Source organism: Sinomonas humi, from assembly GCF_000802235.1.
GTDB lineage: Bacteria > Actinomycetota > Actinomycetes > Actinomycetales > Micrococcaceae > Sinomonas > Sinomonas humi.
On record NZ_JTDL01000123.1, the window covers coordinates 22,974 to 49,005 of the forward strand.

At 66.2% G+C, this 26,032-nt stretch carries 28 protein-coding genes; 18 read left to right on the forward strand and 10 right to left on the reverse strand.

Annotated elements, in window-relative coordinates; all coding sequences use genetic code 11:
* The first annotated feature begins 8 nt into the window (after positions 1-8).
* The 11 genes from LK10_RS12365 to LK10_RS12415 are packed head-to-tail and all read left to right on the forward strand — an operon-like array spanning position 9 to position 9,835.
* Positions 9-404, forward strand: a complete 396-nt coding sequence (locus LK10_RS12365; protein ID WP_043124112.1) for a flagellar basal body rod protein FlgC — start codon at positions 9-11, stop codon at positions 402-404.
* Positions 401-697 (forward strand): flagellar hook-basal body complex protein FliE, encoded by a 297-nt coding sequence (gene fliE / locus LK10_RS12370; RefSeq protein WP_043124114.1) that lies wholly within the window; start codon positions 401-403, stop codon positions 695-697. The genes LK10_RS12365 and fliE overlap by 4 nt, the downstream gene beginning before the upstream one ends.
* Entirely contained in the window at positions 697-2,322 is a 1,626-nt protein-coding gene (gene fliF / locus LK10_RS12375; RefSeq protein WP_043124115.1) for a flagellar basal-body MS-ring/collar protein FliF, read from the forward strand. The genes fliE and fliF overlap by 1 nt, the downstream gene beginning before the upstream one ends.
* Positions 2,319-3,344: a flagellar motor switch protein FliG gene (gene fliG, locus LK10_RS12380; protein ID WP_043124117.1), complete on the forward strand. Its 1,026-nt coding sequence runs from the start codon at positions 2,319-2,321 to the stop codon at positions 3,342-3,344. Before fliF ends, fliG begins: the two co-directional genes overlap by 4 nt.
* Positions 3,334-3,918 (forward strand): FliH/SctL family protein, encoded by a 585-nt coding sequence (locus LK10_RS12385; RefSeq protein WP_197061926.1) that lies wholly within the window; start codon positions 3,334-3,336, stop codon positions 3,916-3,918. The genes fliG and LK10_RS12385 overlap by 11 nt, the downstream gene beginning before the upstream one ends.
* Positions 3,915-5,222, forward strand: coding sequence for a FliI/YscN family ATPase (locus LK10_RS12390; RefSeq protein WP_043124120.1), 1,308 nt, complete (start codon positions 3,915-3,917; stop codon positions 5,220-5,222). Before LK10_RS12385 ends, LK10_RS12390 begins: the two co-directional genes overlap by 4 nt.
* Entirely contained in the window at positions 5,219-5,671 is a 453-nt protein-coding gene (locus tag LK10_RS12395; protein WP_043124122.1) for a hypothetical protein, read from the forward strand. The genes LK10_RS12390 and LK10_RS12395 overlap by 4 nt, the downstream gene beginning before the upstream one ends.
* Complete coding sequence (locus tag LK10_RS21395) at positions 5,668-6,828, forward strand: C40 family peptidase (protein WP_269429510.1); 1,161 nt, start codon at positions 5,668-5,670, stop codon at positions 6,826-6,828. Before LK10_RS12395 ends, LK10_RS21395 begins: the two co-directional genes overlap by 4 nt.
* Positions 6,825-8,129 (forward strand): flagellar hook-length control protein FliK, encoded by a 1,305-nt coding sequence (locus LK10_RS21925; RefSeq protein ID WP_156144152.1) that lies wholly within the window; start codon positions 6,825-6,827, stop codon positions 8,127-8,129. Before LK10_RS21395 ends, LK10_RS21925 begins: the two co-directional genes overlap by 4 nt.
* A 54-nt stretch (positions 8,130-8,183) precedes the next feature.
* Positions 8,184-8,630 carry a flagellar hook assembly protein FlgD gene (locus LK10_RS12410; protein ID WP_043124125.1) on the forward strand — a complete coding sequence of 149 codons (447 nt, stop codon included), beginning with the start codon at positions 8,184-8,186 and terminating at the stop codon, positions 8,628-8,630.
* A gap of 29 nt (positions 8,631-8,659) precedes the next feature.
* Positions 8,660-9,835 (forward strand): flagellar hook protein FlgE, encoded by a 1,176-nt coding sequence (locus LK10_RS12415; RefSeq protein ID WP_043124127.1) that lies wholly within the window; start codon positions 8,660-8,662, stop codon positions 9,833-9,835.
* Positions 9,836-10,300: 465 nt separating this feature from the next.
* Here the strand turns inward: LK10_RS12415 and LK10_RS12425 are convergent, their stop codons facing one another.
* On the reverse strand, positions 10,301-11,668 hold the full coding sequence (locus tag LK10_RS12425; RefSeq protein WP_052207287.1) for an MFS transporter: 1,368 nt from the start codon (positions 11,666-11,668) through the stop codon (positions 10,301-10,303).
* Positions 11,669-11,700: 32 nt separating this feature from the next.
* Here LK10_RS12425 and LK10_RS12430 point away from each other — a divergent pair, with 32 nt between their 5' ends.
* Both LK10_RS12430 and LK10_RS12435 read left to right on the forward strand, forming a co-directional pair.
* Entirely contained in the window at positions 11,701-11,865 is a 165-nt protein-coding gene (locus LK10_RS12430; RefSeq protein WP_043124131.1) for a ribbon-helix-helix domain-containing protein, read from the forward strand.
* A complete protein-coding gene (locus LK10_RS12435; RefSeq protein WP_043124132.1) occupies positions 11,862-12,563 on the forward strand; it encodes a hypothetical protein in 702 nt (233 codons plus the stop codon). Before LK10_RS12430 ends, LK10_RS12435 begins: the two co-directional genes overlap by 4 nt.
* A 40-nt stretch (positions 12,564-12,603) precedes the next feature.
* On the opposite strand, the gene LK10_RS12440 is transcribed toward LK10_RS12435, so the two are convergent.
* Positions 12,604-13,575 carry an NAD(P)/FAD-dependent oxidoreductase gene (locus tag LK10_RS12440; protein ID WP_043124266.1) on the reverse strand — a complete coding sequence of 324 codons (972 nt, stop codon included), beginning with the start codon at positions 13,573-13,575 and terminating at the stop codon, positions 12,604-12,606.
* Between the two features lie 86 nt (positions 13,576-13,661).
* Between LK10_RS12440 and LK10_RS12445 the strand changes: the two genes are divergently transcribed.
* Positions 13,662-14,249, forward strand: a complete 588-nt coding sequence (locus LK10_RS12445; protein WP_043124134.1) for a helix-turn-helix domain-containing protein — start codon at positions 13,662-13,664, stop codon at positions 14,247-14,249.
* 75 nt (positions 14,250-14,324) lie between these two features.
* On the opposite strand, the gene LK10_RS12450 is transcribed toward LK10_RS12445, so the two are convergent.
* The 3 genes from LK10_RS12450 to LK10_RS12465 all read right to left on the reverse strand — a co-directional run bounded on the left by LK10_RS12450 (position 14,325) and on the right by LK10_RS12465 (position 16,988).
* Entirely contained in the window at positions 14,325-14,900 is a 576-nt protein-coding gene (locus LK10_RS12450) for a hypothetical protein (protein ID WP_197061927.1), read from the reverse strand.
* 301 nt (positions 14,901-15,201) lie between these two features.
* A complete protein-coding gene (locus LK10_RS12455) occupies positions 15,202-15,780 on the reverse strand; it encodes a P-loop NTPase family protein (protein WP_197061928.1) in 579 nt (192 codons plus the stop codon).
* A gap of 839 nt (positions 15,781-16,619) precedes the next feature.
* Positions 16,620-16,988 (reverse strand): hypothetical protein, encoded by a 369-nt coding sequence (locus LK10_RS12465; RefSeq protein WP_043124138.1) that lies wholly within the window; start codon positions 16,986-16,988, stop codon positions 16,620-16,622.
* 139 nt (positions 16,989-17,127) lie between these two features.
* Between LK10_RS12465 and LK10_RS12470 the strand changes: the two genes are divergently transcribed.
* Both LK10_RS12470 and LK10_RS21930 read left to right on the forward strand, forming a co-directional pair.
* On the forward strand, positions 17,128-17,505 hold the full coding sequence (locus LK10_RS12470; protein WP_043124140.1) for a hypothetical protein: 378 nt from the start codon (positions 17,128-17,130) through the stop codon (positions 17,503-17,505).
* 694 nt (positions 17,506-18,199) lie between these two features.
* Complete coding sequence (locus tag LK10_RS21930) at positions 18,200-18,628, forward strand: hypothetical protein (RefSeq protein WP_156144153.1); 429 nt, start codon at positions 18,200-18,202, stop codon at positions 18,626-18,628.
* Positions 18,629-18,865: 237 nt separating this feature from the next.
* Here LK10_RS21930 and LK10_RS12475 read toward each other — a convergent pair whose 3' ends face one another.
* Positions 18,866-19,249: a hypothetical protein gene (locus tag LK10_RS12475; RefSeq protein ID WP_043124142.1), complete on the reverse strand. Its 384-nt coding sequence runs from the start codon at positions 19,247-19,249 to the stop codon at positions 18,866-18,868.
* 521 nt (positions 19,250-19,770) lie between these two features.
* Between LK10_RS12475 and LK10_RS12485 the strand changes: the two genes are divergently transcribed.
* On the forward strand, positions 19,771-20,190 hold the full coding sequence (locus tag LK10_RS12485; RefSeq protein ID WP_043124144.1) for an SMI1/KNR4 family protein: 420 nt from the start codon (positions 19,771-19,773) through the stop codon (positions 20,188-20,190).
* A gap of 445 nt (positions 20,191-20,635) precedes the next feature.
* On the opposite strand, the gene LK10_RS12490 is transcribed toward LK10_RS12485, so the two are convergent.
* On the reverse strand, positions 20,636-21,115 hold the full coding sequence (locus LK10_RS12490) for a hypothetical protein (RefSeq protein WP_043124146.1): 480 nt from the start codon (positions 21,113-21,115) through the stop codon (positions 20,636-20,638).
* A gap of 773 nt (positions 21,116-21,888) precedes the next feature.
* Between LK10_RS12490 and LK10_RS12495 the strand changes: the two genes are divergently transcribed.
* A complete protein-coding gene (locus LK10_RS12495; RefSeq protein WP_043124148.1) occupies positions 21,889-23,664 on the forward strand; it encodes an ATP-binding protein in 1,776 nt (591 codons plus the stop codon).
* 757 nt (positions 23,665-24,421) lie between these two features.
* Here LK10_RS12495 and LK10_RS12500 read toward each other — a convergent pair.
* From LK10_RS12500 to LK10_RS12505, 3 genes are all read right to left on the reverse strand, one after another.
* Positions 24,422-24,724 carry a YciI family protein gene (locus LK10_RS12500; RefSeq protein ID WP_043124150.1) on the reverse strand — a complete coding sequence of 101 codons (303 nt, stop codon included), beginning with the start codon at positions 24,722-24,724 and terminating at the stop codon, positions 24,422-24,424.
* 146 nt (positions 24,725-24,870) lie between these two features.
* Complete coding sequence (locus LK10_RS21935; protein WP_156144154.1) at positions 24,871-25,023, reverse strand: hypothetical protein; 153 nt, start codon at positions 25,021-25,023, stop codon at positions 24,871-24,873.
* Positions 25,024-25,141: 118 nt separating this feature from the next.
* Positions 25,142-25,882, reverse strand: a complete 741-nt coding sequence (locus tag LK10_RS12505; protein ID WP_052207288.1) for a sigma-70 family RNA polymerase sigma factor — start codon at positions 25,880-25,882, stop codon at positions 25,142-25,144.
* Positions 25,883-26,032 lie beyond the last annotated feature (150 nt).

Consider the following 26,032-nt stretch of genomic DNA (forward strand, 5'->3'; position numbering starts at 1 on the left):
GAAGAGCCATGACTTTCGACACGATTGGCATCGCCGGAACGGCCCTGACCGTGAATCGCAAATGGCTCGATGCCATCTCGGACAACCTCGCGAACGTCAACACGGCCGCCCCGACGAGCGGTCCCGCCTTCCAAGCCCGCTACGTCGAGGCGCAGGCTGGCCCGGGGAACACGGGCGTGTACGTCGCCGGAACCCCGCAGGGCGATGCGACGGGGCGTCTGGTCTATCAGCCGGACAGTCCCATCGCGGACAAGAACGGCTACGTGCGCTACCCGGACATCGACCTCAGCGAGCAGATGGGCTCGCTCATCATGGCCCAGAGGGGCTATCAGGCCAACACGGAGGTCGTGAACCGGGCGAAGGACATCTACGAGGCCGCGCTGCAGATCGGAAAGTCGTCATGAGCATTTCACCCGTCCAAGGCGTCACCGCAAGCAGCTACCTCGCCCCCACCGCCCAGCCGACGACGACGAATGGTTCCGGTTTCGCCGCGAGCCTCGCCGGCGCCGTCGACAATCTCCAGCAGCTCCAGTCGACGTCGAACCAGCTCGCAGTGCAGGCGGTCACGGGCAACCTGGACGACATTCACAACGCGACGATCGCGGCGACCCGTGCCCAGGTCACGCTCGAGCTCGCCTCCACGATCCGCAACCAGGGCGTTGACGCGTTCAACGAGATCATGAGGATGCAGGCCTGATGCCGCCGTTCGTCAGCGCTGCGTGGCGCCGTTTCTCAGCGACCGTCCAGGGCTTCACGGTGGGCCAGCGCACCGTCGCGATCATCGGCATCGCCGTCCTCGCACTCGGCGCGTTCGCCCTCGTCTCTTGGCTCACGAAGCCGAGTTACGCCCCGCTCTTCACTGGGCTCCAGAGCTCGGACGCGAGCGCCGTCGTCCAGCAGCTCGGCAAGGACAACGTGCCGTACCAGCTCACCGACGGCGGCTCGACCATCCTCGTTCCCCAGGACAAGGTGTACGACGAGCGGCTCAAGGCTGCCTCCGCCGGCCTTCCCTCCGCGCCCGCGACCGGTTACTCGCTCCTCGACAAGATGGGCGTGACGTCTTCGCAGTTCCAGCAGGACGTGACCTACAAGCGCGCGATCGAGGGCGAGCTGGCGACGACGATCTCGCACCTCGACGGCGTCAAGTCCGCGAGCGTGCAGCTCGCCATTCCGGACAAGACGGTGTTCACGTCCCAGCAGACCGACCCGACCGCCTCGGTGTTCATCGAGACCCAGCCGGGCGTGACCCTGACGAGCGACAAGGTCGACGCGATCGTCCACCTCACCTCCGCGTCCATGCCCGGGATGAAGGCGACCGACGTCTCGGTGGTGGACTCGCAGGGCAACGTCCTCTCCGCCGTCGGCACGGGGATGACCGGCAACTCGTCGAAGCTCGCATCGGACTACCAGCAGCAGACCCAATCGGCCGTCCAGGCCGTCCTCGACCGAGTCCTCGGGCCCGGGAACGCCACGGTCGCCGTCATTCCGGACGTTGACCAGCAGTCCGCGCAGCAGACGTCCGAGACGTTCTCGAGCGCCAACAACACGGCGCCGCTGAGCCAGTCGACGACCACCGAGAAGTACACGGGCACAGGCGCGTCCGGGGCGTCGGGGGTGCTCGGGCCGGACAACATCGCCGTCCCTTCGGGCACCAGCACGGCGGGCCCCGGCGGCAACGGCACCTACGACTCCACCACGGACACCAAGGACAACGCGATCGACAAGGTCACCGAGGACCGCACGATCCCGGCCGGCGCGCTCAAGAAGCAGTCCGTCTCGGTCGCGATCAACCAGTCCGCCGCGCAGGGCCTCAACCTCCAGAACATCAATTCGCTCGTCTCGGCCGCCGCCGGGATCGACGCGAAGCGTGGCGACGTCCTCTCCGTGCAGATCGTCCCGTTCAGCACGGCCGCCGCGGATCAGGCCAAGGCAGCCCTCGCCCAGCAGCAGGCCGACGACGCCGCGAAGGCCCAGCAGGCCATGTGGACGAACATCATGTGGGCCGGCATCGCGCTCCTCGCCCTCATCGCCGTCGCCCTGTTCGCGTGGCTGCGGGCGCGCCGGGCGGCCATCCGCGAGCCCCTCGACCTCGGCGGCAGCATCGTCTTCGACGAGTTGCCCGAACCCGCCGTCATCGAGGCACCCACGACCGTCGCGCTCCCGACGATCGCCGAGCCAGTCCCCGCACTGCCGGACCCGGGCGCTGAGGTGCTCGACGCCGAACGGCGGCGGGCCCAGGTCGATCGGCTCGGGGGAACCGACCCGCAGAAGACGGCGGAGTTCCTGCGCGGCCTCATGGACGAGTCCAGGGCGGGCGTATGACGCCGGCCCTCGCCCCCGCGCTCACGGGAACCCAGAAGGTCGCGATCGTGCTCATGCAGATGAGCCCCGAGAACGCTTCGAAGGTCATGGCGCACTTCAGCGAGTCCGAGGCGGAGGAGGTGGCTGCGGAGATCGTGCGGCTCAGTCGCGTCGAGGCCGCTGTCTCAGAGCAGGTCATCGCAGAGTTCCATGAGATCGCCGTCTCCGGGCGCCGCACGACGCGCGGCGGCCGCGACCTCGCTGTGGGCCTCCTCGAATCCTCGTTCGGTCCCGACAGGGCGGCGGGAGTCATGGACCGTTTGGCCTCGACGATGGCCGGGAAGTCGTTCGAATTCCTCGACAGCGTGGACCCGTCCCAGCTCCTGACCCTGCTCGACGGCGAGCTCCCCGAAACCATTGCGCTTGTCCTCGCGCATCTGCGCCCTGCAAAGGCGTCCGAGGTGATGGCGGGCCTCGGCGAGGCGCAGGCGATCGACGTCGCCCAAGCGCTCGCGACGATGGGCTCGGCTACGCCGGAGGCCGTGAGCATCATCGCCGAGAGCCTCAAGGGCCGCACGAGCACCGCGGTCCCGTCTGGGCGCAAGCAGGCTGAGGTGATCGGCGGGATCCAGCCGCTCGTCGACATCATCAACCGCTCGGACATCGCGACCGAGCGCACGGTCCTCGACGGCCTGCAGGAACGCGACCCCGAGCTTGCTGAGGAGGTGCGCTCGAAGATGCTCACTTTCGCCGACATCGTGAAGCTCGAGCGCCGCGACATCCAGCAGATCCTCCGCGGGATCGACGCCGGCGTGCTGGCCCGTGCGATGAAGGGCGCGCCCGCTTCCGTGCTCGAGGCGATCAACGGCAACGTCTCCGATCGCAACCGCGAGATCCTGCAGTCCGAGATCGCCGCTGTAGGGCCCGTGCGGGCGTCCGAGGTCCAGGAGGCGCGCGCGTCGATCGTCCGGACCATCCGGGAACTCGAGGCCTCGGGCGACATCACGGTCCGGCGCGGCGAGGAGGACGATCTTGTCTACTGAGGCACGGCCGGTCGTGTTCCCCTCGCTCCACGCCTCCGGCGAGGCCGAGGGCTTCACGAAGGGCCACGCGGCGGGATATGCGGCGGGGTTGCGGAAGGCCGAGACCGAGGCGCGGGCTCGCCTCGCCGAGTTCGAGGCCGGGCATGCCGCGGCCCTTGAGGACGGCAGGCAGCGGACTGAGAGCGCCGTCGCCGTCCTCGAAGCCGCCGCCCGTGCACTGCATGCGCGCACCGCTCCCGTCCTCGCCGAGGTCGAGGCGGAGCTCGCGTCCGCCTCGATCGCCCTCGCGGAGGCGGTGATCGGGCGCGAACTCTCGGACGCCGTGACGGGAGCCAAGGCGGCCCTCGCCCGCGCCCTGTCCGGAACGGACGCCCCCGCCGTCGTCGCCGTCCGCCTCCACCCCGCCGATCTGGCGCTCGTCGGGGAAGCCGCGCCGGCCGGCGTCGTGCTCCTCGCCGATCCCGCGCTTTCCCGCGCCGACGCCGTGGCCGAATATCCGGACGGTGAGCTCGACGCACGCATCTCCACGGCGCTCGCTCGAGCGAGGGTCGCCCTCACGGGGGAGGACGCGTGAGGGGCCTGGCCGGCGCGCTTGAGGCGGCCGCGCCGGAACGAGTCGGCGTCGTGACGTCTGTGCTGGGGCTGGGCCTCGAGGTGGCCGGGCTCGCGTGCGCGGTCGGCGACACGATCGCCGTGGCAACGGACGACGGCGGCACAACCGAGGCTGAAGTCGTCGCCACTGCGCGGGGAACCCTGCGCTGCATGCCGCTCGGCCGCCTCGCGGGGATCCGCCCCGGCGACGCGGTCCGCGTGCGCCGCGGTGCCAGCGCCGTTCCCGTCGGAGAGCAGCTCTTCGGCCGCGTACTCGACGGCCTCGGCCGTCCCATCGATGGGCGCGGCCCGCTCGGGGCTCACCGCGTCCCGCTCGAGCACGCGACCCCCTCGGCCATGCAACGGGCCCGCATCGACACCCCTCTCCAGACCGGGGTCCGCGTCCTCGACACTCTCACCACCCTCGGGCGGGGGCAGCGGCTCGGCCTCTTCGCAGGGTCCGGAGTGGGCAAGTCGTCGCTCCTTTCGATGGTCGCGCGCGGCACCGAAGCCGAGGTGTCCGTGATCGCACTCGTAGGGGAACGGGGCCGCGAGGTCCGCGAGTTCCTGGATGACGACCTCGGACCGGAGGGCCTAGCCCGCTCGATCGTCGTCGTGGCGACCTCCGACGAACCCGCGCTCGTGCGCCTCCGGGCCGCGTTCACGGCCACACGCATCGCCGAGTCGTTCCGCGAACGCGGCGCTCATGTCCTGCTCATGATGGACTCCCTCACACGCGTCGCGATGGCACAACGGGAAATCGGGCTCTCGGCAGGGGAACCGCCGGCAACCCGCGGCTACCCGCCGTCGACCTTCGCGCTCCTCGCGCGCCTGCTCGAGCGCGCCGGCACCGCGGAAAGCGGATCGGTGACCGGCATCTACACCGTGCTCGTCGACGGCGACGACCACAACGAGCCCGTCGCGGACGCCGCACGATCGATCCTCGACGGCCACGTCGTGCTAGATCGGCGGCTCGCCGTGAGCGGGCACTACCCGCCCATCGACGTTCTCGGTTCGGTGTCCCGGGTCGCGTCGAAGGTGAATCCACCTGAACGCACGGCGCTCGCCGCAGAGCTGCGCCGCGTCCTTGCCGCGCGCAAGGCGGCGCAGGACCTCATCGACGTCGGTGCGTATCAGCGGGGAAGCAACCCCCTCGTCGACGCCGCGCTTGCTCATGAGAGCGAGATCGAGGGGTTCCTGCGCCAGAACCTCGACGACCAGACACCTGAGCGAGAGGCCTGGGAGCGCCTCGCCAGGCTCGCCGCGACCCTCGGAGGTGTACGTTGAACCGCCCATTCCCCCTCGCGGGGCTCCTGCGTCTGCGCCGAATCGAACAGGACCAGGCGGCGGCCCGCTTCGGGGCAGTCAACGCCCAGCTCCGGGCAGTAGGCGCCCAGCAAGCCTCCGCCCAAGCCGACGCACAGGAGATCCCGTCCGAGGTTGACAGCTCCGCCGCGCTTCTTGCCGTCGCCGCGGCACGGGCCGCCTCGGCAAGCCTCCTCGCTGACCTCGACGCGCTTGTCTCCATGACCGAGGCCGAGCACGGGCAGGCACAGCGTGACCTTGCAGCCGCGCGGGGTCGAACCGTCGGGCTCGAAAAACTCGAGGCTCGGCATGATGCGCTCGCAGTGGCAGGCGAACTCGCCGCCGAGCAAGGCGTCCTCGACGACCTCGGTTCGTCCGCGCGGCTCAGGCTGGGTCCCGAGGCCCTGCGTCAAGGAAGGAAGACGACGTGAGCGTCAGTGCGCTGGGTCTCGACGCCGCGATCGGGCGCGTCCAGGCGATCCAAGCGACCCTCACCCACCTCGCGGACCCGACGCTCGGCGCCACGGCGGGCTCGGCGTCGTCGTCCGTCTCGCCCGCCGCCGCTGGCACTTCCTCGGCGAGCCTTCCGTCGACGGCGAGCCTTGCCTCCACGACGAGCCTCGCGTCCTTCGGGCAGGCGCTCGCCGGCGCGCTTGGTTCGGCGCCGACGACGGCGCTGCCCGCCACGGGTGGAGGGCTCGCCGCAAGCGCCGGCGTGGCGGCAACCGCGGGCATGGCGGCGAGCGGGGGAGTCACAGGCGGCGAGATCGCCGCTGACGCCCAGAAATACATCGGCGTGCCGTATCTGTGGGGTGGCACCGACCCCTCCAAGGGGCTGGACTGCTCGGGCTTCGTGCAGCGCGTGTACCAGGACCTCGGGATCTCCCTCCCGCGCGTCGTGCACGACCAGATGCAGGCGGGGACGCCCGTGGCCTCGCTCGCGGAAGCCCAGCCGGGCGATCTGCTGGTCAGCTTCGGCGGTGAGCACGTGGCCATCTATCTCGGGAACGGCAAGGCGATCGACGCCCCTGTGCCCGGGCAGACCATCCAAGTCCGGGACGCGTGGGAGCAGTACGGGAACCTCACGGCGATCCGCCGCATCGTGCCGGCGGCGAGCTCGTCGAGTACGGCCGGTGTGGCCGGGCTCGATGCCTCCCAGCAGCAGTATGCGCAGGACATCGTGAACCGGGTCGCCCAGCGGGGGCTGCCCGCTCAGGCCGCCGTCGATGCGATCTCGACCGCGCTTCAGGAGTCGTCGCTGCGGATGTACTGGAACCCTAAAGTCGACGGCTCGCAGGCCCTCGCCCCGGACCAGTCCGCGCTCGGGACCGACGGATACTCTGTGGGCCTCTTCCAGCAGCAGGTCAACGGGAACGAGTTCTCGTGGGGAACCGTCTCGGACGCAATGGACCCTGCCGCATCCACCGACGTGTTCCTCAACCGCCTGACCGCCATACCGGGCTGGCAGAACATGCCGGTCACCTCGGCCGACCAGGCCGTACAAGGATCTGCTTACCCCGACGCCTATGCCAAGTGGGAAGCGGAGGCTCGTCAGATTGTCTCAGCCCTTTCACCGACGGGAGCATGATGCCAGCCGTCCTCTCCGCACTCCCCGCCGCGCCCCCGGCCGTGACGCAGCAGCCGGCCAATCCCGGCGCGACAGGTCCCGATGCCGGATCCTCCAGCGCCGACACTCCCGGACTGTTCGCCGCCTTGCTTGCCGCGGTGGCGCCTGGGGCCTCGAGCGCCGCGGCGTTGCCTGGCCATGCGGGTGCCGTTTCTGGAGGCGTCGATCCGGAGAGAGATCCCAAGTCAGGTACTAATGGCGGGTTCATGGGCGTTGCCGGAGGCGGCGATGCGAGCGGCACGACCAAAGGCGCCACCAATGCCGGCTCCACTAAAGTCGGTGCCACCAAAGCCGGCGCCAAGGACCCCACCAACAACGACGCCGCCAACAACGCCGCCGCCAACAACGACGCCGAGGGCGACCCGGCCCTGAACGCCGCGTTCGTTGGTCAGGTACCGACGGTCGTCCCCCCGTTCGTTGGTCACCTCCCGACAGTTCCTCCACCCTCCGACGGTCGCCCAGCGTCAGACTCTCCAAGCGTCGCCTCCTTCAGCGGTCACCTCCCGGCGGTTGCACGGACGACGGCGCCGCCTCCAAGCGCAGGCGGATCCACGAGCGCAGGGGCATTCACGAGCGCAGCCATACCCATCAACGCAGGCGCGCTTACAAGCGCAGCCGCGTCCACGAGCGCAGCCCCACTCACTAGCGCAGGCACCGGCCCCTCCGCGAGCTCCACCAAGCCCCCGGCCCCCGCCGTCACGGGCATAACCACCGCGAAGACGGACGATCCGGCGCTCGCGGCCATCCCGCCGTCGTCCGCCTTTGGCGCGGTGCAGGACGTAACGCGAGCCCACGTCCTCGAGCCTCCGCCGCCCCCTGCCCCCCAACCCTTCTCCGCCCAGATTGCGAAGCCCGTCTTCACGCTCGCGGCCGCGGGTCCGGGAGAGCACATCATGACGGTCAAGGTCACGCCGGAAGATCTCGGTCCGGTCACCGTGCAGGCGCACATCGGCACCGACGGGGTCAAGGTCCAGCTCTTTGCGCCGACTGACGCCGGACGTGCGGCGGTGCAGGCCGCGCTCCCGGAGCTGCGGCGGGACCTCGCCGCCGCGGGCCTCGGGGCGAGCCTCGATCTCTCGGCGCGAAGTGCGCCCCAGGAGAGCAGCGGCGGAGCCGGGGGCCGGGACAGTCCCGAGAAGGGCGGCGGGAACCCCGGGCGCGGGAGGCGGGGAGCCGCCGCCGTCGGGCTCGACGCCGTGGCGCCGGCACAACGCCCCGCCCACCTGCCCAGTAGCGACAACCGGCTCGACATCCTCGCTTAGAGAAACGCGCTTAGAGAAATGCGCTTAGAGAAACTCACCTAGAGAAAGCAGCCCATGAGCATCAGCCCCGTCAGCAGCCCTGTCGGCACCGCGGCCGCGAGCAGCGCCGTCGGCGGTACGAGCCTGACCTCGTCGACGCCCACCAGCTCACCCCAGCAGACGCTCAATTCCAGCGTCTTCATGGACCTCCTCGTGGCGCAGCTCAAGAATCAGGACCCGAGCTCGCCGATGGACACCAACGCGATGATCCAGCAGACCAGCCAGCTCTCCATGGTCGAGCAGCTCACGCAGCTCGCGACGGACAGCAGCCAAGGCCTCAGCGTTCAGCAGCGCGCCGCAGCCGCCGAACTCATCGGCAAGGCAGTGACCTACCTCGCCGCTGACGGCACCCCCGGAAGCGGCACTGCAAGTTCCGTCTCCTACAGCGGGACGACGCCCACCATCAGCATCGGTGGCGCTTCGATTCCGCTCGCCTCGATCACCGGCGTCACCGGCGCCTAGCCGCCGCCAGCCTTAGAAAGGAAGCCATCATGCTCCGCTCCCTCTACTCCGGCATCTCGGGCCTCCGCGCCCACCAGACCATGCTCGATGTCACGGGCAACAACATTGCGAACGTGAATACGGTCGGCTTCAAAGGCTCGTCGACCGAGTTCGAGGACACGCTCTCGCAGCTGACCCAAGGGGCCTCGGGCCCGCAGGGCCAGACCGGCGGAACGAATCCGGCTCAGGTCGGCCTCGGTGTGAAGGTCGCCGCGATTACGACCAATTTCAACCAGGGCTCCGCCGAATCGACGGGCAAGGCGACCGACATGATGATCTCTGGCGACGGCTTCTTCGTCACGAGCAGCGGCGGCCAGCAGCTCTACACCCGTGCGGGCTCCTTCGACTTCGACGCTTCCGGGCGGCTCGTAACGCCCGACGGCGCGCTGCTCCAAGGCTGGACTGCGAACGCAGCAGGGGTGGTCAACACCGGGTCGCCGATCGGGAACATCACCCTTTCGCCGACGACGACGATCCCCGCCGTCGCGACGAGCCAGGCCACAGTGGATGGGAACCTCCCGTCGGATGCCGCGACGGGAACGTCGCTCGAGCGCGACCTGCAGGTCTTCGACGGCAACGGCGTTGCGCGCAATCTCGCGCTCACGTTCACGCGCTCGGCAACTGGCTGGGACGTCTCCGGCGCGGATGCCAATGGGATCACAGGTACTGGCTCGCTCGGCTTCACGAACGGCAAGCTCACCTCCGGCGGTTCGCTCTCGGTCGGTGGGATCACGGTGGATCTCAGCACGGTGACGGGTTATGCAGGGATGACGACCGTCGCCGCGAGCGGTCAGAACGGTTCCGCGGCTGGAACGCTCGAATCGTTCACCCTCGGCAACGACGGCTCGCTTGTCGGGGCGTTCAGCAACGGGCTCAAGCAGGTAGTAGGGCGCGTTGCCCTCGCCAAGTTCACGAACCCTGCCGGACTTCAGAAGTCCGGCGACTCCTCCTACACGAGCACGGCGAACTCGGGGAACCCGCAGATCGGCCAAGCGGGTGACCCGGGATTTGGCACCTTGGCCGGGGGCGCGCTGGAGATGTCGAACGTGGACCTCTCGCAGGAATTCACGAATCTCATCGTGGCGCAGCGAGGATTCCAGGCGAACGCGCGAATCATCACGACGTCGGATCAGGTCCTGCAGAGCTTGATTGACATCAAGCAATAGGAAACCCGGCTGCGCCTAACTGGCCATTGAGAACGGGTAGGGTGTTCCCCGACCCGGCGAAGGCGGAGGAACGCGGAGTAAAGCTATGGCAACGAACTTGGTTGACGCTCTTGTGGACGACATCCGAGACCTCTTGCGCACCTCAGCCGTTGGACTCTACGAATTCATCTGGCTTCTCCAAGCCAGGGACGCCAGCTTGAGTCTCGAAGCCAAGCGCGAGCAGGCGTCTTTGGCGTTGGAGCGACTGCTCGCCGATGGGCAAGGCCGGCTAGCGCTCCTCATGTGGCCATCTGAAGACGTCGTGGAGACCTACCCGACTACGTGCGTGGGACCACACAGTTGGGAAGACCCTGTCCTGGCGGAGCCGTACATTGCGATCACTCGTAACTGATGCTCCTCCATGCCGCGGCCGCCTTCCGCCGCACAGAGGGGGATCCTTCAGCGGGCTGTCCCTTGGGTTGCCGCTTATATCGTCGTGTTGGCGGTGGATTGGCCTTTTTCGGCAGTTCTCGCCGCCGCGATTGCGGCGAAGGCGAGGACCATGGCGAACCCGGAGAAGGCCCAGAGCCATGCGGTGCCTCGGCCGATCCCCAGCTCGGTGGAGAGAGAACCGAATCCGGCGCCGAGGGTGGCGCCGGCAAGCGCCCCGAACGACTCTGTGGTGACGGCAGCGGTGGCGAGCTGCGCTGCCGCAGCGGGGGTATGAGCGGTAGTGGCGCGCAGATAGTGGGTTGGGTAGGAGAGCCCGATGCCGATCCCGGTGAGAGTCCACGCGCACAGAGCGGCGAGCCACGAGGCTCCGGCAAGGCCGAGGAGCGAGACGAGCATGGTGCCCGTGGCCGCGGTACCCATTCCGATCGAGGGCGCGTGTCGCAGCATCCGGAGCCTCGGCGCAAGTGGGGCGACGATTGCCCATGCGATTGAGGTGGTGCTCAGGGCGATGCCGGCTTGGAGCAGGGTTGCGCCGAAGGACTGTGTGAACAGCAGGGTGGTGAGGCTGTTCGCGCCGAAGTAGCCGAAGCCGAAGAGCGTCAGGCCGGCAAAGGCCGCGGGGGCGCCGCGTGCCATCTGCGCGGTGCCTGCAGGCATCAGGGCGAAGTAGCCGACGGTAGCCGCGCCAAGGGCGAGGGGTGCGAGGTACCACCACTCGGAGCCGACAAGGAGAACGGATGCCGTCACGCCGAGCGGGATGAGGAATGCCCGTGAAGACGGCGCAACCCGCTCCGACGTGGACCGCGCGCCGACGAGGAGGAAGGCGCGGGCGAGGAGCATCAGTGGAATCGGCGCGAGCAGTGTCAGCCGCCACCCGATGAAGTGTTGCAGTGCGAGCGTCGCCGGTGGCCCCACAAGGGAGGGAATCAGCCACATCGCCGACATGGCGGCCACCACCTTCGCCCGCAGGCCGTCCTCCAGATGGTGGATCGCTGCGGTCACCCCGAAGACCGACAGCACGCCGCCGGCAACCCCAGCGATGAAGCGTCCGCCCGCGAACATCCAGGCGTCGACCGAGAGCGCGGACGTGGCGGAGCCGATCACGGACAGGGCGAGGCCCGCCAGCATCAGCCGTGCGGGTGGGATCCGCTGCACGATCCACGCTGACAATGGAAGCGCGGCGAACATGCCGATCTCCCCGCCGGTGACCAGCAGCTGGACCTGATGCGCCGCCGTGAGGTCGTGCTCGATCAGCGGCAGCAGGGTGCCTGCGACGAATGAGGAGACCGACGCGACGAACTCCAGCAACACCACACCGACCGCCAGCCGTAGCGCCGCCGATCCGGTCAACTTCTCGTCGCCGGCGCTGCTCGGCTGCTCGGCGGTCTCCTTGCTACTCATCCCCGTTCATTCAACAGTGCTAGATTGCTAGCATGCAAGAGGACGGGGGCGGCGCAAAGGCCCAGTTCAACGTCTATCTGCCAGCCGAGCTGGTGCGCGCCATCAAGCACCGGGCGATCGATGAGGGCACTTCGCTCTCTGCGCTCGTGGAGAAGGCCATGTCCGAGTACCTGCGCGCGGCGGAGGGTGAGCGTTGACCACGGTACAAGCTATCTACCACACCCAGCGCACCCACGAGTGGCATCGATTCGCTCTCGACCTCGGCCTTCGACCCGCTTTCGAGCCAGGTCCGGATTGGGCAGAGTTCCACGGCGGCGGCGTCCTCGCGATCCAACGCACCGACGCCGCCGCTGCCCTTCATGGCATCACGCGCCTGCACGTCCTGGTCGCTGACCTGGGCGGCGTCGAGGCCCTGCTGCACACGACCAGCGCCGCGGTCTCACGACACGAGATGGAAGGCGTGGGCACCGTCGTCACAGCACGACCGGCTTCGGGGATCACCGTTAGTGCGTCTGCCCGACCTCGGCCCGCCCGCGGGGCTCTGCGAGTCCAGCCGATCTGGTCCCAGGTCGACTCCGACGAGGCCATCGGCGTGCTTCGGGCGCTAGGGCTGAGCGAGCGCATCCGCTCCGAAGCCGGCACCTGGGTGGACTTCGAAGGCGACACGGGCGGGCTCGCCGCGTTCCACACCGGCATGAGCCAGCCCATGACCCTTTCCTTCGAGTACGCGGGGGACCTCGACAGGCTCGCCGAGCGGCTGAGCGACGCCGGACACGAAACCTCCGTCGTCGACGAGGCCTACAACCGCTCGCTGCTGGTACGGACGCCCGACGACTGGACGCTGTGGGTCAACGGGCAGATGACCGACCTCTACGGGTACCGGCGCGCCGACTGATACCGGCTGGCGCGCCACGAGCTGCGCGTAAGCCGATCCCTTACCGGGCGGGGCTGGGATTGCTCAATTGGCTAGTCGCGACCCGGGATTCGACAGCGGCGTGGGCCTCCTCGGCGATCAGGTCGGCATTGACGGCAACGCCCGCAGCAACTCCCGCGCCGGCGGCGGATGACACCATCGCTGAGAGGTCGCTTGAGTTCCCGGCCGCCCACACACCCGCAACATCAGTCGCGCCCATGGGTCCCGTGGGGATGAACCGACCCATCGGGTGATCGACGAGTTGGCCACGCAGCTGCTCGAAGAGCTCGCCGCGGGCCATAAACCGCGGCGCCACCACGAGCGCGTCGACGTTCGCCGTCTGCCCCGTCTCGAGTACGACGGCGAGTTTGTCGCCGTCGCCATCGACGCGCGCCACAGCGCCGTCCACCACCTCGATGCCCAAGGCGGCGAGCTGCTCCCACTGCTCGTCTGAGGGCTCGGGCATCGTATGCCGGAAGAGCGTCACGTGCTCGGTGAGCTGCCGGAACAGGAGCGCTTGGTGGATGCTCTGAGGCCCGGCGCCCAGGATGCCGACGAGTTGCCCGCGAACCTCCCAGCCGTGACAGTACGCGCAGTGCAGGACCCGGCGGCCCCAGTGCTCGCGCAGCCCGGGCACGTCCGGGAGCTCGTCGGCGAGCCCGGTCGCAAGGATGAGCCTTCGCGCCGCGAGCTCCCCGCCGCTGGCGAGCGTGAGGACGAACACATCGCCCTCACGGCGCACGCCCACCGCACGCCCCGGGCGAAGCTCCGCTCCGTAGGAGCGCGCCTCCGCCCGGCCCGCCTGCAGCAGCGTGAGCGGCGCGGTGCCCTCGCGGCCGAGGAGGTTGTGCGCGCCTTCAGCGGACGCGTTGCGGGGCTCACCTGCGTCGATCACGACGACGCGACGCACCGAGCGTCCCAGCGCCACGGCGGCACTGAGGCCGGCGGCCCCGCCGCCGACGATCGCCACGTCGTAAAGGTTGGCTCGGGTCATGGTTTCCTCCTCGTTCGAATAGGAACGATTCTCATCAGCGAAGCAGACCATGGCAACTTCGTTTGCTGAAATGGCAAACTGGTCGCATGGAGGAGTCGAGCGACAATGTGCTGGCTGGCGTCGGGCCGCGCCTGCGGGCGGTCCGCGAGGGGCGGAACCTGACGCTCGCGGAGGTGTCGGAGGTGACAGGGACGTCGGTGAGCACGCTTTCGCGGCTGGAGTCGGGCGGCCGCAAGCCCACCCTGGAGCTACTGCTGCCGCTCGCGCGGGTCTACGCCGTGCCCTTGGACGAGCTCGTTGGCGCCCCGGAAACCGGCGACCCACGCGTCCACATCAAGCCCGTCCGGCGGCACGGCCAAATACTCCTGCCGCTCAACCGCGGCGCAATCGGCCTCCGCGCGTACAAGTACGTCCTGCCGGGCCGTGCGAAGCCAGAGACGCCAGCCCCGAGGACTCATGCGGGCCATGAGTGGGTCTACGTTATCGCCGGGCGCCTCCGGCTCGTGCTCGGCGCCCGCGAGTACGTCCTCGAGCCCGGCGAGGCCGCCGAGTTCGACACCCGCACGCCCCACTGGCTCGGCGCGGGCGGACCGAAGGCCGTCGAGTTCCTGAGCCTCTTCGGGCCGGGGGGCGAGAGGGTGCATGCGGACCGGCTGGGAGAAGACGGCAACTAGACCCATCCGCTAAGTGTTGCAATCACCGCAAGAACCCAAGGATCCTTCATCGGGTGTTCGTGGAGAGTCCGCAGATTAGCGCCTTGCTTCGGATAGAGCCTCGTCGAAGCGGTGATTGGCTCGGTCGATCGCGTTCCTCAGGATCGACGGTTCGGCGCGCAACTCCGTGATGGTCTCGTCGATGGCCCGGAGGCCGGCACGCTCTAGGACCCGCTTCTCATTGGTGACCCATTCCCCGCGGGCCGCGAGCACGGCGTGTGCCGCCATAGCGGCAGAGGCTGCGATGGCTCCGGCGACCTCAGTGACTTTCCCGCCCTCGACGTACGCGTTTCGCGCGTAGTGCAGCGTCATCCGGGCGCGGTCGATCCACAGTGGCGGGGCGGATTCCCTCAGCATCGGCGGGAACTCCGGATGGGGCATATCGCCTTGGAGGACGCGGCTGATCGCGAGCTCGGCGACGATCAGATAACTGGGAATCCCGGCCAGATGGAACATGAGGGGCTCGATGTGGAAGCGCCCGTGCTGTGTTTCGGCCAGCTGGTGCTCGACGACGCCCAGGTCTCTGTAGTGGACGTCCACGTGACGCCCGTCGATTTCTAGCCAAGCGCCGCCGTTGAACACGCCACCGCCCCAACCGCCGATCTCGGACACCGTGCCTTCCCAGCCGACGGACCGCAAGTCCTCGGGATCAAATCGGTCCCTGTAGTACAGCGCAAAGTCCCAGTCGCTCGCAGGAGTGTGGGTGCCAGATGCGCGGGATCCGCCCCAGCGAGACGGCTGACACCCCGGGAAGGTCTGCGAGGCGGGCGGCGACATAGTCAACGAAATGCGGATCATCCATCAGGGGCATCTTCGGTCCCCGGGGGACAGCGACGAGCGCGTCTTCACGAAGCCACCGTAACCGCAAAATGGCCCACTGAACGTTCCCTCACCGGGCGCCATGGAGCGGTGGCTAACCCGCGTTGTCCCGAGTCGAGCGCAGAAGCGGTCCTTCAAGCCACCGCTCCACCTCCTTCTTGGAGCGCAGCCTGACCACCATCACTGGTAGCGATGCGGTCTCCAGTGCCGGAACCTGGGTGCGGTACGTGAAGCGCGTGGAGATCGCCCAGCGCACAATATGCTCGGGGTCGGTAAAGAAGGTATGCAGAGGCGACTCCACCTTGCCGTTCCACAGGACCTCCCGCCTGAGCCAGCGCCATAGCGTTCGACGCACGACGCGCGGCAGCGTCGTCGTCCAGAAAGGAAGGTCGAGCCATACAACGATGTCAGCACGCTCAGCCACGAGCGGGCGGGCGGCGCTGTACTGCCACTCGGTCGTCCACCTCTCTTGTGCGACCAGCGAACGGACATCGTCAAAGAATGACTCGCGCGGCACCCAGTCCTGTCCGTGGTAGAGCGCGTCGATCTCGATGTGGGGTGCATCGATGACCTCCGCTATACGTCGCGCAAGGGTTGTCTTTCCGGTTCCGGCCACACCGGCGACAGCCACGCGGCGCGGGCGACGCGGGAGGGGGTCGTTGTGGCACAGCACGTATGGATGGTAGCGAACGTCTCTGCCGCTAGTCGCCCGGAATCCGATCGCTCACCGCACGGCTGCCGTCGGGATCGATGCGGCTACGTGCTCGCTCGCGTCGACAGCAGCTTTCTGGTGCGGTGTCGGACGCTCTGGCCGAGCATTGGATCGTCGACTACGGTCCGCATGGCTGCAAGCGGAATGTTCAGCGCAGGAAGCCTCGTGATCCACTCGAGCGCACGATCGATCCAATAGTCAGACTTGGTGTCGAACGCGGCAGCGAATACGTCCGCTGAGGGCAAGGCATTGATCAGGTCGGCGGGCTTTGTCCGAAGAATGTCCGCAGCGTGCGTGAGCTTTCCTGGCAGCGCTGCCGGATCGAGCTCGAGTACGGGCAGGACTCCAACTACATCTGGGGGTTGGAGTTCATGGAGATGGCTCGCGCCGCTCCTGTCGATTGAAGTCCACAGCCAAGGGCCTGATGCCTCTAGGACAAGTGCCTTCTGATCTTCGTCAAACGGCAGGACCTCGAACCAACGCCGAGTCTCGCCGGTTGACGAACTAGCCGTCCAAGCTGACGGCGGAACGCGTCGCGTGAGCGCGGAGGGGGTCAGCGCCTCAGTCAACGATGTTCACCCCGTAACGAACACGTCGTGTCGGCGAATGGATTCACAGCCAATTCCTCCCCAGGCAACCGAACGTCCGTCGAGACGCAGCCTAATGCCAGAGGCGCTTTCAATGTTTCGGGTAGCCCACCGGGGAGCCTGGCCCGGTCGAGTCAGTAAGCACCGACCGAACCCCCTCCCGCATGCGGATCGGTTTAGGGGGCGCCCCTGCTCGCAGACGAGCGCCTATGCTCACTCGATGGGGAGGCCAGCCCAATTGTGCGGAGTCCAGTCCACCGCGTAGCCGTACTCGTCCAGCAACAGAAGAAGAGGCTCGGGACGGCTGGGAGACCAAAACGTCCACCACACGCTCGGATCCGTGGTTACGAATACGACGTCGGCGTCTCTGGGTGGGAAGAAGCTATGTGTTCTCTTCATGAAGACCTGCCTCACCTGCTCGCGGGAGATGAGCCACGGTCCCCGGCTGAAGAGCCGGGCGAGTCCGCGAGCATGGAACTCCACCTGCTTCGGGGTGACCACGAGGCGGATCCAAGGCGGCCCGGCCTTGACCTTGTAGTTGCTGTAGGCACCCCCGATGAACTCCCTGTCTCGGCGCCTCACCCCTGATACCGGGCCCCATCGGCGTTTCCCATGAGAAGGAGTTTATGGCTGGTATGGAGAACAATGTCCGTTCGGTCAGGGATCCCAAAGCGGACCCCGCTGTGCCCCGTGCTGAGACGCGCAGCGTAGGGTGAACCAGGTGGGTGAGCAGCGGTGGGCCTTGCGGATCGGTTGGATCGGTCTGGTAGGCGTGAGCCTCGGCATCATGGGTTTCGGCGCAGTGATCGCAATCGCGCCGATGGGCGCCGACGAGTTGCTCTACCGCGCTGACGGACTCGCCTCGATCGGACTGGGCCTACTCGGCGGCCTCCTCGCCCTGATCCCCTACCGCCGGCGCGAGCGCTGGGCATGGATCGCGCTCTGGTTCTACCCCGTTTTCTGGACCATCCATCTGGTCTCCGGACTGCCACCGGGCAAGGACCACATCCACCAGGTCGTCTTTATTGCCCTCTCCCTGCTCGGGCTTCTCCTGCCGGTGCGGGCATTCTTCCCACGACGCCAAACAGTTGTCCGCTGAAGGATCGACCGACGATCCAGCGGGACCCGGCAGCTCACATGCCTCCTTTTCGTCGCCTCCGCCCGGCTCGGCTCAAACGACTGAGGCGTGGGCAGAAGGTCGTCGTGCGGTCATAGAAGGCCGCCGTCGATAACTCCCTGGAGGCAACGATGAATGACATCAAGGTCGGCTACACCCGATAGCCGGGCATGAGACGTGTTCAGTCGTCTCTTGTCTCACTGTCGGTCGAAGTATCGAGCGCAGGCTTCAGGCGCTGTAGCGATGTTGTCTCAGACGAGTGTTTCGCAGCCGGGCCGCTCATCTCCTTGCTAACACCGGGTTGGCGGCCCCTCCTCGCGACCAAGGAGGAGATCTCTGGTGCCGGCCCCATTTCAGGGACGGCATGACGGTCTGATTCAGGACCATTCCCCGACTTTGACTTCTCGGGAAAAGGCAATTCCCTGAAGCGTGATTGCATAACCTCAGATTCAGCACTTCATGCCAAGTGCTATGCACGCTCTCCATCCATACGTGACGACAATGCCGAGGAAGGCAACTGCTCCCGAGACCGCCGCCGCGATCGATCCAGGCTGGCCTTGAGCTCGGGGACCAATGCCGCGCCAGGCCACCCCATGGCACCTGCCTGGCCAAGTTGTTCACCGGACGTCCCTTCTTTTCCGGCCTTGACGGTCTGGCTCATGTTACTGTCGCGGAAATGCTGTCAATGAGTAAGGCGCTTGTCGTCTGTTATCTTGGAATCGTTGCTTACGCGATTGGATACTCGGGGCGGTTCAAGCTCCCAGTGGTAATTCCTCCGGGCTCGCCGAGGCACAAGTTCTTGGGTCGCGTGAACCTAGCACTCCACGGCTTCGCGATCGTGGTTTCAATTAGTCTGCCCTTGGCATCTGGCTTCGCTGGGAGCCCGATCCTGTCATACAGTTCTGGAGCCCTCGTCGCGGTTTCACTACCGCTGAGACGCTGGAAGCCACTTACGCCCAGCGCGCGCTTTGTCTGGGACAGGGGTCGACGGGGCAAACCCCTCCCCGAAGGGGAACGATCCACGTGGCCCTACGCGCTGATCTGCGGCACCGGTTATGCCGTGATGCTGGTATACATACAGACAATATTCGGAGCTCTCTTCTGAGCGGTGTGCACGCCCGGGCATTCCCAGAGTGGGCCACTGACCACGCGTTCTATGAGAGGCTGCTTGACGGTGACCTGCAGGCAGGGAGATTCGAGCGACTTCGTGCTGAGACCCGAGCGAATGAGTGAGAGCTAAGCGGGGTCGGAAGTTGAAGGTTCTGTCCATCTTGTCCCGCTCAACGATCCCTCGGCGGACACCGACCGCTACCGGGGCCAAGGCCAGTTGGCGGAGCATCCTTCACTCGCCGAGCAAAACACCTTCGACCACGCCGCCTGGCGCGTAGAAGGACATGCGCCACGAAGGAACAAGGACCGCGTCATCCTCCGCGGTTGAAGCGAGCCCGATTCTTGACAACAAATCACCCAGGCGATCTGTCGAAAGCCCGAGGAGAGCTAAACCCACAAGCCTTGGTGACGCCGGTTCGGCGAACTCGATCAGTACCACCCGGTCTTGTGGGTCATAGGTGGCCATCAGTCCTGCGTCGAGGAATTGATCAGATGGAGGTGACGTCGGTGCGCGACGGAACTCCCGGAAGTTCCCAAGACTGCGGCGCAGTACGTTCTTGGACATGCCGAGATGGACGTTCTCGGTACCGGTCGGGCCCAAAATTTCGAAGATCACGACAGCCCTGCCTCTCGATCGGGTTGTGCTCGTTTGAGCAGATGCAGTTGTGTCGGAGCCTAATCGCGATCTCGCCGATAGAGCCTTGACCTGAAGATGATGCAGCCTCACCCGAGTCCAGCCGTCTGGCGAGGATCGTTAGGAGTGCGCCACGAGACGATAGTCAGGCCAAGTCCTCGAAGCTCTCCTCGCCCGGGCGCCACACCATCCAGGCTCGATCAGGGAATCCCATGAGGTGGGCGATCTCTACGTAGACGTCTTCCTTCGCAGGATGGATCACTACCATCCCAGTGTCGAGCTCGATACGTATGCCACTGCCTGTGGCTTCGCTTGTCGAGGTCACGGTGCCCGGGGTCAAGCGGCGTAGCGCATCTGCATAGCCGAGGTCTTGCTCGTGCCAGAGGCGGCCACTTGCCTGAACGACGGGCCACACGTAGCAGTTAAGGATCGCTTACCGGACGCGCGATCTGTGACCTTTCTTCGGTGCCTGATCGAAACCTTTGTGCGGCAAGATGGGGGGCATGCACGTGGAGGAGATTCAGCGCTGGGGCACCGCCACTTTCAACTCCCCGGCATCGGCGAACGCTCTTCAAGCGTGCGAGGCCCGACTAGGCCACAAACTCCCCGACCATCTTCGGCAACTTCTGGCCGAGACGAATGGCATCGAGGGCGAATACGGGCTGGCTCTGCTTTGGAACACCGAGCGCATCGCTGAAGACAACACCCGCTTTCGGAAGAACGTTGACTTCCGACGGCTCTACATGCCCTTCGTCGGACTCGTCTTCTTTGCTGACGCCGGCAACGGTGACCAGTTCGCGCTGTCGCTGGGCGGGAATCACGAGGTCTACGTGTGGAACCACGTGGATGACAGTCGGATGTGGGTCGCGCCGACTGTCATCCGCTACCTTGAGGATTGGATGACCGGTGCGCTCACCGTCTGAACATCACTTAGTTGACGCCCTTCTGGTCAACGTCCGAGATCTCTTAGACACCTCCTCCGTCGGACTCTACGAATTCATCTGGATTCTTAGAGGCATGGACGCGAGTCTGGATTTGGACGCAATGCGCAAGCAGGCGTCTTTGGCCTTAGGGTGCCTGCTTTCCGAGGGACAAGGTCGTCTGGTGCTCCTTCCGATGGCCATCGGAAGGCGTCGTTGGGACCTGCATGCCTGCCGATGTGGGACCAGACAGTTGGGAAGATCCGAGTCCGGCGGAGCCGTACATCGCGATCACGCGTAACTGATCCTCAGCCTGCGGTCTGGCGTGTTATCCCGGTCGCCGCAATTAGCAGGCCAATAGCTTGGCCAAGCCCCTGCGGATCGCTCAACGAATGTCGCTACCTTGCCGACGTCATGCCTGCGTGCGGGACTCGCGGTCCGGAGCGTCCTAGCGTCTGATCACAACGCTAAGTACCCACAAGAACGGGCTGATCGCCGCGCAGATTGAGCCGATGACGCAGAATGCGTTTATCAATGTCGCCGAGGTCTTGAGGCGTCGATCTCCCTCGGGAATGACGCGCCCATGGGAATCGCGCACTTCCGTGGTGCCGGTGCCGGTGCCGGACCAGCGAACAGTGGTGTAGCCCCTGTGTAGCTCTTTTTTCATCTTGAAGTATCCGGCGTACCCGGCGACCGCGCCGACAACTATCGCGGGGAAGGTGGTGGCTGCGAAGAAGACACCCTCGAAGGTCATGAGGGCGGGCGCTTCGTCTGGGTGGAACGCCGGGGCAAAGAACAGCAGGCTGAGGAGCCCGGCGAGAAACATCCCGAACATGGCAAAGAAAAGGTTGTTCCAAGCCTGTGCGCTCAGGCCCGGCAACAACCGCCCAGAAGGCATGGGAATCCGATTCGCGCGGTAATCGTCCACCCCACGCGGACCTCCCACCCTAGCTATCCTCATGGGCCATCGGGAGGCACCACCGCTGACGTGCCTAGCCCCTGAACGCATGCGATAGCCCACGCGCTTACCCCCTGAATCAACCGTTGGATCGCAGCGCAAGGCTACGCTCAGGGCAGTTCCTTGGGAAGGATGCGCGGGTGTGGCGGCCACAGTCCGATGTCCCCTAACCGGCCCGACAACGTGCCACTCAGCACCGTCCAGCCTCGTCCGAGGGCTCGGGATAGCCCGAGGTGCGTTTACCCAGCACGATGGAATGCCCCTTGAACGTACGACAACGGCAACATCAGAGTCACAGACAAGGCGTCCCCGTGGTCCTGGCCTCGTGGAGGTTGACCGAGCCATGCGCCGCGCCCAGGCAACAACACAGTTCAGGTCACTGAAGGTCTGACATCCTGCGGTAAGAGCGCGTCCCAGGCAGCCGGGATTTCAGGCCGCCCTCCTCGTCGACGCCTCTCATTCCCCAGACCCCTGCCGGCGCAGTCGCCGGCTGGCGTATCGTCGTGCACGGGCTGGGGATCCGGCGACCCCCGCCCCGGCCGCTTGGGGTCTGGGACTGACCGCGCTCCTTAGCGCCTGGTGCTCGGGCCCTGCCGTCACTGGTCTCTCTGGCGTGCGTCATCATGATCATGTCGCTATGATCATGATCATCTCGCGATAAACATGATCATGAGTGGGAGACCAGCACGAGGACAGGCACCTGACCGCCCTCCAGCCCTCCCGGATGAATCACAGGAGCGGCATTGGACGTCGAAGAACTGCGCGAGGTGGCTTTCACCCTCAGGCGAGTGGGCAGCGATCTCGAAGACGTCGAGGCCAAGAGAGCCGACGGCGGCCTGCCCAAGAGCGTCAGGGAGACCCTTTCGGCGTTCGCCAACACTCACGGCGGCCTTCTGCTGCTCGGCCTGGACGAGCAGTCCGGCTTCACAGTGGTCGACATTGCCGATCCTGGGAAAATGGCCGCCGACCTGGCTTCCGCCTGCGCCGAGATGGAGCCTCCCCTCCGAGCGGACATCAAGGTTGCCGAACTCGAAGGCAAGCCGATCATCGTGGCGGAGATCCCGGAAGCCGACCGTCGCTCCAAACCGTGCTACATCCGTTCCGTCGGCATGAACCGCGGCAGCTATATCCGCGTCAACGACGCGGATCAGAAGATGACCAGCTACGAGATCCAGCTCATGCTCGCCAATCAGGGCCAGCCCCGCGACGACGTAGCCCCAGCCGACGGTTCGAACATCGAGGACCTGAGGCCGGAAGGGGTGAGCGCCTACGTGAACCGTCTGCGCACTCTGCGTCCCAACGTGTTCGGAAGCCTGGAATCCAAGGAGGTCCTTCGGCTCTCCAACGTTCTGGTGGAAGCGAACGGGAAGCTCGTTCCAAGCCTCGCCGGGCTCCTGGCCCTCGGGCGGTTCCCGCAGCAGCGGTATCCCCAGCTCATGCTCACCTTCGTCAGCTACCCGACAGTCGAGGGGCCGGAACCCGAAGGCACCCGGTTCCTTGACAACGTCTCGATCGAGGGACCCATCCCTGAAATGGTCACGGAGGCCCTCAAGGTAATCCGCCGCAACATGAGCCGCAGGGCGGTCGTTTCCGGCGCCGGGAGGCGAGACCTCTGGGACTACCCCGAGCCCGCGCTCCGGGAAGCAATAGTCAACGCCCTCGTCCACAGGGACCTCTCTCCTGAGAGCCATGGCACTCAGGTGCAGGTGGAGATGTACCCGGACCGTCTGGAGATCCGCAACCCCGGGGGCCTCTTCGGTCCCGTGCATGTCAACGCTCTCGGGACCGATCCGCTGTCCTCCTCCCGCAACGCCGCTCTCCTCCGAATGCTCGAAGATGTCCAGATCCCCGGCGAGGACAGGACCGTCTGCGAAAACCGAGGATCTGGGATCCGGACAATGATCAGCGCCCTTCGCGCCGCCGGGATGTCCACCCCGATCTTCCGCGACAACGTCTCCTCCTTCTCCGTGACCTTCCCTAACCACAGCCTCTTGAACTCGGACCTCGTGGAGTGGATCGCCTCCCTGAACGAGCCCGGTCTGACGGAGTCGCAAATCCTTGCCCTGGCCCACCTGCGAGATGGCGACGCACTGGACAACGGGCATTATCGGGAGATGGCGGCCGTCGACTCTCGTGTTGCCACCCAGGAACTGCAGGACCTCGTAGCACGCGAGTTGACCGAGCAAGACGGCAAGGGCCGCTGGGCGACTTACCGTCTGGCGCCCCGGCTCCATGACGGCAACGTCGCGCTCCCCAAAGGTGAGCGCCTACCGCCCGCGGACCGCCGCGACGAGATCCTCGCCGCATTCCAACCGGATGAGACACTGTCCCGGGCCGCTCTGGTGGAGCGAACAGGACTAGGCGACCAAGTGGTCCGGCGCTGGCTGCGCATTCTGAGGGACGAGGGCTACGTGGAATTCACTGGAGCAGCCAGCCCCCAGAGCAAGAATGTGCAATACCGCAGGACGATACAGACATACGGGAACCAGCAACAGGCAACTCTCGATTTCGACGTCTAGTCCAGCCAGAAGGAATCAGCGGCAAGAGCGGAACATGCTGGGATTCCCTAAGCCCCGGGCTCGAGCGAGAGGAACTACTCCACTTCGGGCAGCGCGGCCACACACGGCGTCAACACTACGAACTTCGCGTGGAGCCTCTCGCCTCACACCGGGCTCTGCTCCTTCGCGACCGCCAGGAGTGCAGTACAAACGGCGCAACCAGGCTCTCATCGCCCTCGCCCCGCTAGCTGGTCCTTCTCGAAGCCCCATTCCGGTGGCGCCGCAACGAACACGGCGTGAAGTGCCCCTGCGTGTTCGCTCAGGTCCCGCAGCGTCAGAGACCGCACAGCACCAGAGTAGACACGGGTCGCGATGGGAGCGAGAAAGGACTTTTCAGGTGTTCAGGCGAGAAGTTCGCGGATAATTGGTCCCGATCGGCGATGAACGCCCGCGTCTGCCCAACCACTCAACCGACCGTCGCCCTATAAGGCCCGCAAAATCTAGGCGGCCCCCACCCCTCGGCGGGATGCACCCGACTTCGAACTCGCACCCTCTTCCCAGAGGAGACAGTCTCGCCGACTATGACGAATTGAATTGATTCATCCGAGGAGGCACCTGTTTCTTATGAAACAAGAGGAGACACCCACCTTCGCTCAGAAGCAGTAGGAAACCCGGGAAGCGATCTTCGGGTTCGCCGGTGAGGGGGAGTTGGCGTACCCGAAACGTCTGTGAGGGGGAGTTGGCGTACCCGAAACGAAAGGGCGGGGTGGGCTTCGGGTCACAAGTCGAGGCACTCGTTGATCTGGATCGTTCCACCGAGGGCAATGTAAGGGTGGTCCGAGAGCAGGGCTCGCGCGTCGGCAAGGGACCGAGCCTCGATGATCGTGTAGCCGTCGATCTCGACGGCGTCCACGGGCTCGCCCTCGGCGAGCTGGCCGCCTTGAAGCACTGGCGCCCCGAAGTCGACTAGCGCTTTGCCAAGCGACTCCCGGGCCCACTTGCGCAACGCTCCCCGCGTGGCCGCAATGACGTCGGGCTGCGGGTATGGCATGCCGTGGTACGTGATGAGGAAGCGCGTCATGGCTGTCCTTCCGGCCAGTTGTTGCCTAACGCTACAACTGCCTGTGGCCCGTGCGAAGGCTTGGGCTCCTAGCTGCCGCTACTTCTGGCCGGCCCGCCTGCCGACTCCACCATCCGACGTGCTCGCCCCCACGGAAACTGCTTAGCTCAACCGCACCAGACATCTCCGGCGGAGAGGCGGGTGATCTGTGCTCGGGCCTGCTGCTCACTCAGGCCAACTTCGATGAGGGATGGGATGAGCCATTCCTGTCGCTTCAGCGTCGCTAGGTCGGCCGCTCGTACGTAGAAATCAGGGTCCATTCCGCTCCTCTCAGCACAGTTCACGGCTTAGCCGGAAAGCCGGCCGCGAATGGGTGTACCGAGCAGCATGCCCAAGAACGGTCTCAAGCGCGTAGGGGCGAAAGACCCTATCGTCGCATCAGGCGGCGACCTTCCGACGCATGCGCTCGAGGAGCCTCTTGAGGAGCCGCGAGACCTGCATCTGGCTCACGCCCAGGATTTCTGCGATCTCGCTCTGGCTCATCTCCTCGACGAAGCGCAGGTGGAGGAGGCGTCGCTCGTCCTCGGTGACCCCGTCCAGGGCGGCCGCCAGGAGCTGATGGGACTCGACTTCCTCGAAGCCGGGTTCGACGACGGAGAGCGCCCGCACGGAGGGGTCCGGCCGTGAATCCTCCTCGCTCGGAGGCTCGATCGAGAGCCCGACCATTGCGGCGTCGGCGAGCTGAGCCTCGGCGATCTTCTCTTCGGGGACTCCGGCTTCCTCTGCAAGCTCCGCCGCGCTCGGCTCACGCCCGAGTTCTTGGACGAGCTGACGGCGGGCAGCGTTCACTTCGAGACGCAGTTCCTGGACGGACCGCGGGGGCCGGACGGCCCACGAATGGTCGCGGATGTAGCGCTTGATCGTTCCGGTGATCGTAGGAACTGCGTAAGGGACGAAGCCTTGCCCCGCGCCCTCGCGGTAGCGGCGGATCGCCACCATGAGCCCCAGTCGTGCCACCTGACGCAGATCCTCTGGATCGTGCCCCGGGTAGCGGTGCCGGTTCGCCAGTGCATCCGCTACACCCAGGTACTTGAGGGCCAGGTCTTCCTCGCCGTGCTCGCCCAGTTCGGGCTGCAGCTCGTCGGGTTCGTGTGCTGCTGGATCGTAGAGATCAGTCATCGCCTTGCCCTTCTCGCGTTTATCCGTAAGTGAGACAGACGGGTCTGTCTCCTCAACGATTTATACAAGTAGACAGACAGGTCTGTCCATAATCGCTGATTACGAAGTGGTAACGGAGTTTTGGAGAAAGGCAGACAGTACTGTCTACAC

What these genes read in the sequence shown, in the direction of transcription:
- LK10_RS12365 (WP_043124112.1), top strand. Translation starts at nt 9, where the DNA reads ATGACTTTCGACACGATTGGCATCGCCGGAACGGCCCTGACCGTGAAT.
- fliE (WP_043124114.1), top strand. Translation starts at nt 401, where the DNA reads ATGAGCATTTCACCCGTCCAAGGCGTCACCGCAAGCAGCTACCTCGCC.
- fliF (WP_043124115.1), top strand. Translation starts at nt 697, where the DNA reads ATGCCGCCGTTCGTCAGCGCTGCGTGGCGCCGTTTCTCAGCGACCGTC.
- fliG (WP_043124117.1), top strand. Translation starts at nt 2,319, where the DNA reads ATGACGCCGGCCCTCGCCCCCGCGCTCACGGGAACCCAGAAGGTCGCG.
- LK10_RS21925 (WP_156144152.1), top strand. Translation starts at nt 6,825, where the DNA reads ATGATGCCAGCCGTCCTCTCCGCACTCCCCGCCGCGCCCCCGGCCGTG.
- LK10_RS12410 (WP_043124125.1), top strand. Translation starts at nt 8,184, where the DNA reads ATGAGCATCAGCCCCGTCAGCAGCCCTGTCGGCACCGCGGCCGCGAGC.
- LK10_RS12415 (WP_043124127.1), top strand. Translation starts at nt 8,660, where the DNA reads ATGCTCCGCTCCCTCTACTCCGGCATCTCGGGCCTCCGCGCCCACCAG.
- LK10_RS12425 (WP_052207287.1), bottom strand. Translation starts at nt 11,668, where the DNA reads ATGAGTAGCAAGGAGACCGCCGAGCAGCCGAGCAGCGCCGGCGACGAG.
- LK10_RS12430 (WP_043124131.1), top strand. Translation starts at nt 11,701, where the DNA reads ATGCAAGAGGACGGGGGCGGCGCAAAGGCCCAGTTCAACGTCTATCTG.
- LK10_RS12440 (WP_043124266.1), bottom strand. Translation starts at nt 13,575, where the DNA reads ATGACCCGAGCCAACCTTTACGACGTGGCGATCGTCGGCGGCGGGGCC.
- LK10_RS12445 (WP_043124134.1), top strand. Translation starts at nt 13,662, where the DNA reads ATGGAGGAGTCGAGCGACAATGTGCTGGCTGGCGTCGGGCCGCGCCTG.
- LK10_RS21930 (WP_156144153.1), top strand. Translation starts at nt 18,200, where the DNA reads ATGCTGTCAATGAGTAAGGCGCTTGTCGTCTGTTATCTTGGAATCGTT.
- LK10_RS12485 (WP_043124144.1), top strand. Translation starts at nt 19,771, where the DNA reads ATGCACGTGGAGGAGATTCAGCGCTGGGGCACCGCCACTTTCAACTCC.
- LK10_RS12500 (WP_043124150.1), bottom strand. Translation starts at nt 24,724, where the DNA reads ATGACGCGCTTCCTCATCACGTACCACGGCATGCCATACCCGCAGCCC.
- LK10_RS21935 (WP_156144154.1), bottom strand. Translation starts at nt 25,023, where the DNA reads ATGGACCCTGATTTCTACGTACGAGCGGCCGACCTAGCGACGCTGAAG.
- LK10_RS12505 (WP_052207288.1), bottom strand. Translation starts at nt 25,882, where the DNA reads ATGACTGATCTCTACGATCCAGCAGCACACGAACCCGACGAGCTGCAG.